Below are 6,450 nucleotides of genomic sequence, written 5' to 3'. Positions count from 1 at the left end.
GTTTGCTTGAAGTTGATTTAAAAACCAATATCCCATTCAGTGTATACAATTGAAAAGATCGTTTGTTCTAATAATTTCAATAGATTGTCTCTTATGCGACGCTCTTGCTTAGTAAAGTCACGCTAGGGATGGGATGAATGATGGATGAATTGGTTGCATTGCTCAACAGAGCGTATCTGCCTTCTTGCCTTAGGTACTCCGCCCAAATTCCTCACTTCGCTCGGAATTTCAGATACGCTCGGCCGTTATTCAGAATTAAGCAAAATAAATGTAAAAGAAAAAATTGTAAAATTGAGGCAGGCATATGAACAAGTTTGTTGATCTGGGTAAAAAAACTCTGATAACCAATTCTCCTTTGTGGCAGATCAACGAGTCCGAGGGCGAACAGATCCTCCAGATCATCGACAATAAAGAGGTAGACCACATCGGCGGTAAGGTCGCACTCATAAATGACATCAAGCGCAATTACACGATGCAGGCGGAGATGCGCTTTCTTGGGCACCATTTGGGTCAAGAAAGAGCAGGCTGGTTTGGCTTCGTTATGCGGGCCCAAGATGTGCAGAACTATGAATTTGTCTGGTTTATGCCTAAGGCAGAAAGTAGGCAGAGGGTTGCTTACTTTGCCGTTGCCCATGGAATTGTACCGTGGTGGACAGAGCTATTTCACCCCGCGCCAGTAGGACGACTTCCGGGGCTCTGGCTTGTTATCTGCTAAGGCAAGGATTGGTTTCTCCAGACCAATCTGAAGAAATAAAAGTGCAGGTAGAACAGGGAATTGAAATGGGGCGACCAAGTCAAATTGAAGTAAGGTTATGGTTATCAAATGACATCATTAAGCGAGTGTGTGTCCGCGGTCATGCAGTCTGTGTGCTTAAAGGCGAATATGAACTCTTCTGGAGAGTCCAGATGCCTTCGTTTTCCACGGATTCTGTCTTGGACTTGGTAAAAAAGAAATGCTAAAGGGGAAAAAAGGAATTATTCTGGAGAAATTCTTATAGTATTGGGTGGTCACCTGAAAGACCTAAAGAAGTTATTTAGAGAAGTTGAACAGGCAGAGACTATTAAATGTCAATATTGCATGCCATATGAAAATAATCTACCCATCTACATCTGCAGAAATCTGAAGAAGTCGGTTAAAGAAACATGGTCTCAAGTAAAACATTATGACTGATTTAAAATCAAAATCACAAAGAGCTGAATAAAGACATAATTAATTTGTCAATCTTAGTTTATTTCTTTTTATTTGGAATAGGATAATGAAAATTGAAGTGAGTGATAATGCTAAATATATAATTCCTTTCAAATAAGACCCAAAGATCAATTTTCCTATCCCAAAAAGAGAAAGATAGATAGAAATAGAGCCAAGAACCCAGCAGAAAAGATTTATCAGCAGATTGTTCTTCGATTCCATCTCCATGAAGTTCTCAGCTACTGGCTTCCAGAAAAGTTTTCCAGGTCTAACTTTATTATAGAATTCGATAAGCTTCTGTTCTGGCTCAGGCTTTGTGAGATAGGTAACAGAAAGCCACATCAAGATTGAACCTGAAACAGTTATCAACATAATTTTAGCGAAGTCAATTGGGTTGTTTGAATCGAGCTTGAAGCCTACCTGTAAAATTAGAGAAATGATTAGAGAAGCTGCCATCGCAGAAATTTCAGACCATGCATTAATTCTCCACCAGTACCATCTAAGGAGTAGAACTAATCCAGCTCCTGCACCGATTGAGATTAAAAGTTTCCATGCATGTTCAATAGACCCCATGAAATAAGTAACCACTCCAGATAGAAGCATGATAAAGATTGTTGCTGCTCTTGAGATGAACACATAATGCTTTTCAGATTCAGATTTTTTTATAAATCTTTTGTAGAAATCATTTACTACATAAGAAGCTCCCCAGTTAAGATGGGTTGCAATTGTTGACATATAGGCTGCAGCGAAGCCAGCTAAAATGAGACCTCTGAATGGATTTGGAAGATAATCTTTTATCATTCTTACATATCCAGTTTCCGGGTCTGAAAGGTTAGGAAAAACAATCATTGACGAAAGAGCTACAAGAATCCATGGCCAGGGCCTTAAAGCATAATGGGCAATGTTGAACCAGAAAGTTGCAAGAATTGAATGAGTTTCATTTTTTGTGGAGAAAATTCTTTGGGCAACATATCCACCTCCTCCTGGTTCAGCTCCAGGATACCAGGATGACCACCATATCATTCCAACATAAACAAAAAATGTAATTAGAGGCATCCACGCAGAGCCTACATCAGGAATAAAAGAAAGGGGAGAACCTCTTACAGGCAAAGCTTCAGAATGCTTAACTATTCCTTCAATTCCCCCAACTGCTTTAAGGGAAAATACAGCAAGTACTATTGAACCTCCCATAGCTATGATAAATTGAAAGAAATCTGTGACCAAAACACCCCAGAGGCCAGAAATTATTGAGTAGATTACAGTCACACCGAAACATATAAAAACCGCTTCCCATTTTTTAATTCCAAGAGTTAGTTCCATCACTTTTGCCATTCCTAATGTGACCCAGCCCATGATTATGCAGTTTATCGGAATAGCTAAATAAAGCGCCCGGAAGGCTCTTAGAAATGATGCAGGTTTTCCACTGTATCTTATCTCAGCAAATTCAACATCTGTCATAACTCCAGCCCTTCTCCAAAGGGGAGCAAAGAAAAAAACAGTAAGGATTCCACTCATGGCAAAATTCCACCACAGCCAGTTTCCAGCTACTCCGTGTTTTGATACCATTCCTGTGACTGCAAGGGGAGTATCTGCTGCAAATGTTGTGGCTACCATTGACGTTCCAGCAAGCCACCATGGAATGCTTCTCCCTGAAAGAAAATATTCGTTAATACTTTTACTTGCCCTTTTCGAGAAATATAACCCAATAATGAGAGAAAAAATAAAGTAGACAATTATGATTGACCAATCGATATAATTGAGAATCATTTATTTTTCTCCTTTTTCGAGAAACTCTTTAAATTTTTTTCTGTATTCCTCTTTATAATCTTTTACAGTTTTCTCATAACTAAATTCTGGAATTTCAGATTTTTTCTTCCATAAAAGTTCGACCTTTTTTGTTGCCGAAGGAATTAAAATAGTTTGATCTTTTATTTTTGCTTTTTTCTCATCAGCTTTTGCGCTGATTAGGTCTACAAAGAAGGGGATATGAATAATGATTTTTTCAGGAGGCATGCGAAACTGAGAGTTTATGTATACGAGAGCGCCATCTTTTTTAAATTTAATTGAGAAATCAATTTTTCCAAAATCTGTTGGCGCATTCTTAACAAATGTTTCCTTTCCATCTTCCACCCAGACTGGAGAGATAACTGATAATAAATGAAGATTTTTGTCTTCCTCCCTTAAAAGCATGTTTCTCAGTAAGACTCTGAATTTTGCAGCAAACCATCCATGAGGTGTAAGATTCTGTCCAAAATCCCTATCTCCCCATGGTAATATTGAAAATTCAAAGCCAGTATGGGTTGAACTTGTGTGCATTAACATCGAATAGAATTCTTCAAGAACTTCTTCCTGTTCTCCCCGGATTACCTCTGTTTCAGTGTTTTTCATCGTAAGATATAGATGAAGCCATTTTCCATCTCCATAGGTCATAATTCCTTCCTGATATTTTTTCTTTGTATGGTTAAGAGTGGCTGTAACCATTTGGTCGAATGGGTTTAGAATCTTTTCTGGATACACCGAGAGCATATTTCCCCAGTTCTGACCACTCAGATCATCTAAGCCCGGAGGTATGTATCCCCCAGATTTTTTTGTTATGTATTTTAATGCCTTTAAAAAGTTCTTGAAATAATCTTCGTATTCCTTTTTAAAAAATTTTACATCCTGTTTTTCTTCAAGAGCATTAGCAAGAATGATTGCATTTTTTATTCCTGCTAAAGCCCAGAAATTATGGCCTGTTACATGGCCTGTTATTAATTCATTATCTCCAGAAGTTGTAACTGGCATAATTTTTAGAGGATCCTTTTTTGTTGCATTATGGAGCCACTCCATCGCTCTTTTAACAGAATGATAAACTTTTTTTGCAAAATTTAAATCATTTGTAATCTTATAATGCTGTCCGAATGCCCACAGAGTTTGTCCCCAACCATCATACTGTCCTCCCTGAGAGATAAAATTTCCATTTTCATTCTGCCATTTAAGAAAAAAATCCAGACACTGTTCTGCGATTTTATGATAACCCGATATATCATAATTTCTAACAATGTATGAACTATCCCTTAACCAGAAGGCATCATATTGAAATTCATTAACTTTTTGTACATAATCTTTTCCAATTTTGTCCCTTGCAATCAGGTCATAGATTAAGTTTGCTTTGAAAGTATTTATCACTTTTTCCTCAGATAGATAAATCTCAATTCCTTCTCCCAGAATTTTTTCCCAATAATTTACTGTGATTTTAAGATATTCATCAAAATCAGCATTTTTTATTTTTTCTATTAGATTGTCCTCTTGAGCAACTATTGTCATGTCACTTAAATACCTTTCGTTATCCTTTTGTGCCACGACACTTTCCCTATGGGGGCAAGCCCTCCTTAGACGCTTCACTGAGCACTCCCCACCCATGGGGAAGTCCCTTTCCCATACCCCTTCAGTGTGCTTTACGAGAAGTTGATTAGTTGGGAAGAGATTTATGGGACAGCACACTGGATGGTATGGCATTTTGAGAACAAGGGATTTTGTTTCGCCCAGGTCAAGCTTAATTTCAAATTTTACAAGACCAACTGGAGTTGTTGGCATGATTCTTGGCTTTTTATATTCACTCCTGTATTCATTTCTCAATGTGACGAGTTTTTTGTGTTTAATTTCCTCAGGGAAAAAATATAAGACTTTTTTATCCCTCATCATCATTCCATCAGAAAACTCATATTGCCATTCAGGGTTGAATTCTTCTCCTGCCTGCTCGTAAGTTCCTATTCTTTCAGACTTTGCTGGCCTTTTAAACCTGTGGTCAGGGACTCCATGGATATAATTTGATTCAGCTGTGTATCTTGTTCCAGCTGTCCAATAGACGGATCTTTGGGAATTGGAAAGATTTTGAAATTCTATTTTTATAAAATTTATAAGGTTCTCTCCAGGGCTACCATTTAGAGTAAAAGCAAAAATTGTAACAGAATATTTTACATCTTCCTTTATGAATTGATATTGAATAATTGGAAGGTATCCTTTATAAAGAGTTTTTACTCTTTGATTTACAGGTTCAGGAGGGCTTCCAGTAAAAAACATCAATTCGCAATAGCCTGTATAAAGATAACCTTCAGGAGTTATCTCAGTTCCTTCCCTTCCATCCATTATTCCCACAACATCAACAGGGTATCTAAAGTATGAAAATGGCTTCTCATCTCTGTCAATGGCAGGGTTTACCATCTGAGAAGATAAAATGGATGAAAATATCCAATAAAGAAAAATAAACAAAGTATAAATTTTTTTTATGCTTCCCATTTTAAATTCCCCAACTAAAATTTTAAAAAACATCATAATCTTACTATATTTTTCGATTCCCCTCATCATTTTTTTGGAAAACTTTCAAACATTGACAGAGCCAAGAACTAATAATATATTTTTAAAAATAAAAATATAATGGAAAGGATGATAAAAGTCATTGATATAATGCAAAAAATCAGGATACTCATAGAACTACAAAAGATTACCAAAGAAATTAAGAAGAGTTCTAAAGAAAAGGTATGGAAAATAAAGCATTGAAACATTGATGTTTTATATGCTTTGTGTTAAAAAAGTTGTATGTTGAAAAGTATCCAAAAGGAATTAAAAAACTTAAAAATTATCGCAGTATATCTTTTTGGTTCCTCTACACATGGGATTAAACATAGAGAAAGTGATTTGGATATAGGGATTTTATTTGAAAATAACAGATTATCCGAAAATAAACTTGAAATTTATAATAAACTTTATTCAATATTTTCAGATATTTTTCCAGCTAAGGAAATAGATATAGTATTCCTCAACGATGCTCCCCTTTCATTACAATTTGATGCAATAAGAAATGGAAAAATATTGTATGAAAGAGATAGAAATATTCGCCTCAATTATGAAGAAAAGATAATACTGGAATATATCGATTTTGAGCCAATTCAAAGAGAAATTGATAAAATAATTTTGGAGAGAGTGTGAAGGAAATCCCATTAAATAAACATACAATTACTTCAAAATTAGATGAGATTCAAAGAGATGTAGAAAAATTAAAAAAATTTCAAAGTATTTCTTATGAAGAGTTTAAAGAAGGGGAGAATTTTGCAATAGCAGAACATTATTTAAGGCGTGCTTTGGAAGCACTGTTTGAAATTGGTGCCCATATTCTTTCAAAAATACCTGGAGCAAGAATTACAAGTTATAGAGAAATTGCGAAAAATTTAGGACAGTATAAAATTGTCTTAAGGGAGTTTTTCAGAAGAAACATTGATTAA

At 35.8% G+C, this 6,450-nt stretch carries 7 protein-coding genes; 5 read left to right on the top strand and 2 right to left on the bottom strand.

The features are described from left to right. Window positions 1–304: 304 nt before the first annotated feature. The 3 genes from AB1410_08215 to AB1410_08205 are packed head-to-tail and all read left to right on the top strand — an operon-like array spanning window position 305 to window position 1,171. The gene (locus AB1410_08215; protein ID MEW6456677.1) at window positions 305–715 is read left to right on the top strand and encodes a hypothetical protein; all 411 of its coding nucleotides are present in this window, start codon (window positions 305–307) and stop codon (window positions 713–715) included. Further along, entirely contained in the window at window positions 646–960 is a 315-nt protein-coding gene (locus tag AB1410_08210) for a PhzF family phenazine biosynthesis protein (GenBank protein ID MEW6456676.1), read from the top strand. The genes AB1410_08215 and AB1410_08210 overlap by 70 nt, the downstream gene beginning before the upstream one ends. Before the next feature lie 40 nt (window positions 961–1,000). Next, window positions 1,001–1,171, top strand: coding sequence for a hypothetical protein (locus AB1410_08205; protein ID MEW6456675.1), 171 nt, complete (start codon window positions 1,001–1,003; stop codon window positions 1,169–1,171). Window positions 1,172–1,210: 39 nt separating this feature from the next. On the opposite strand, the gene AB1410_08200 is transcribed toward AB1410_08205, so the two are convergent. Together AB1410_08200 and AB1410_08195 are read right to left on the bottom strand one after the other, a co-directional pair. After that, complete coding sequence (locus tag AB1410_08200) at window positions 1,211–2,956, bottom strand: sodium:solute symporter family protein (protein ID MEW6456674.1); 1,746 nt, start codon at window positions 2,954–2,956, stop codon at window positions 1,211–1,213. After that, window positions 2,957–5,467, bottom strand: a complete 2,511-nt coding sequence (locus AB1410_08195) for a hypothetical protein (GenBank protein MEW6456673.1) — start codon at window positions 5,465–5,467, stop codon at window positions 2,957–2,959. It abuts the gene before it with no gap. A 300-nt stretch (window positions 5,468–5,767) separates the two neighbouring features. Between AB1410_08195 and AB1410_08190 the strand changes: the two genes are divergently transcribed. Both AB1410_08190 and AB1410_08185 read left to right on the top strand, forming a co-directional pair. Further along, window positions 5,768–6,157 (top strand): nucleotidyltransferase domain-containing protein, encoded by a 390-nt coding sequence (locus tag AB1410_08190; GenBank protein MEW6456672.1) that lies wholly within the window; start codon window positions 5,768–5,770, stop codon window positions 6,155–6,157. After that, a complete protein-coding gene (locus tag AB1410_08185) occupies window positions 6,154–6,450 on the top strand; it encodes a HepT-like ribonuclease domain-containing protein (protein MEW6456671.1) in 297 nt (98 codons plus the stop codon). Before AB1410_08190 ends, AB1410_08185 begins: the two co-directional genes overlap by 4 nt.

The organism is Acidobacteriota bacterium (assembly GCA_040756905.1).
Classification (GTDB): Bacteria; Acidobacteriota; Aminicenantia; order JBFLYD01; family JBFLYD01; genus JBFLYD01.
The sequence above is the reverse complement of the archived record's forward strand: the minus strand, read 5'-3'. Positions and strand labels throughout refer to the sequence as shown.

Bases quoted from the DNA above. Each gene is read 5' to 3' on its own strand.
- AB1410_08215 (MEW6456677.1), top strand. From the start codon at position 305: ATGAACAAGTTTGTTGATCTGGGTAAAAAAACTCTGATAACCAATTCT.
- AB1410_08200 (MEW6456674.1), bottom strand. From the start codon at position 2,956: ATGATTCTCAATTATATCGATTGGTCAATCATAATTGTCTACTTTATT.
- AB1410_08195 (MEW6456673.1), bottom strand. From the start codon at position 5,467: ATGGGAAGCATAAAAAAAATTTATACTTTGTTTATTTTTCTTTATTGG.
- AB1410_08190 (MEW6456672.1), top strand. From the start codon at position 5,768: ATGTTGAAAAGTATCCAAAAGGAATTAAAAAACTTAAAAATTATCGCA.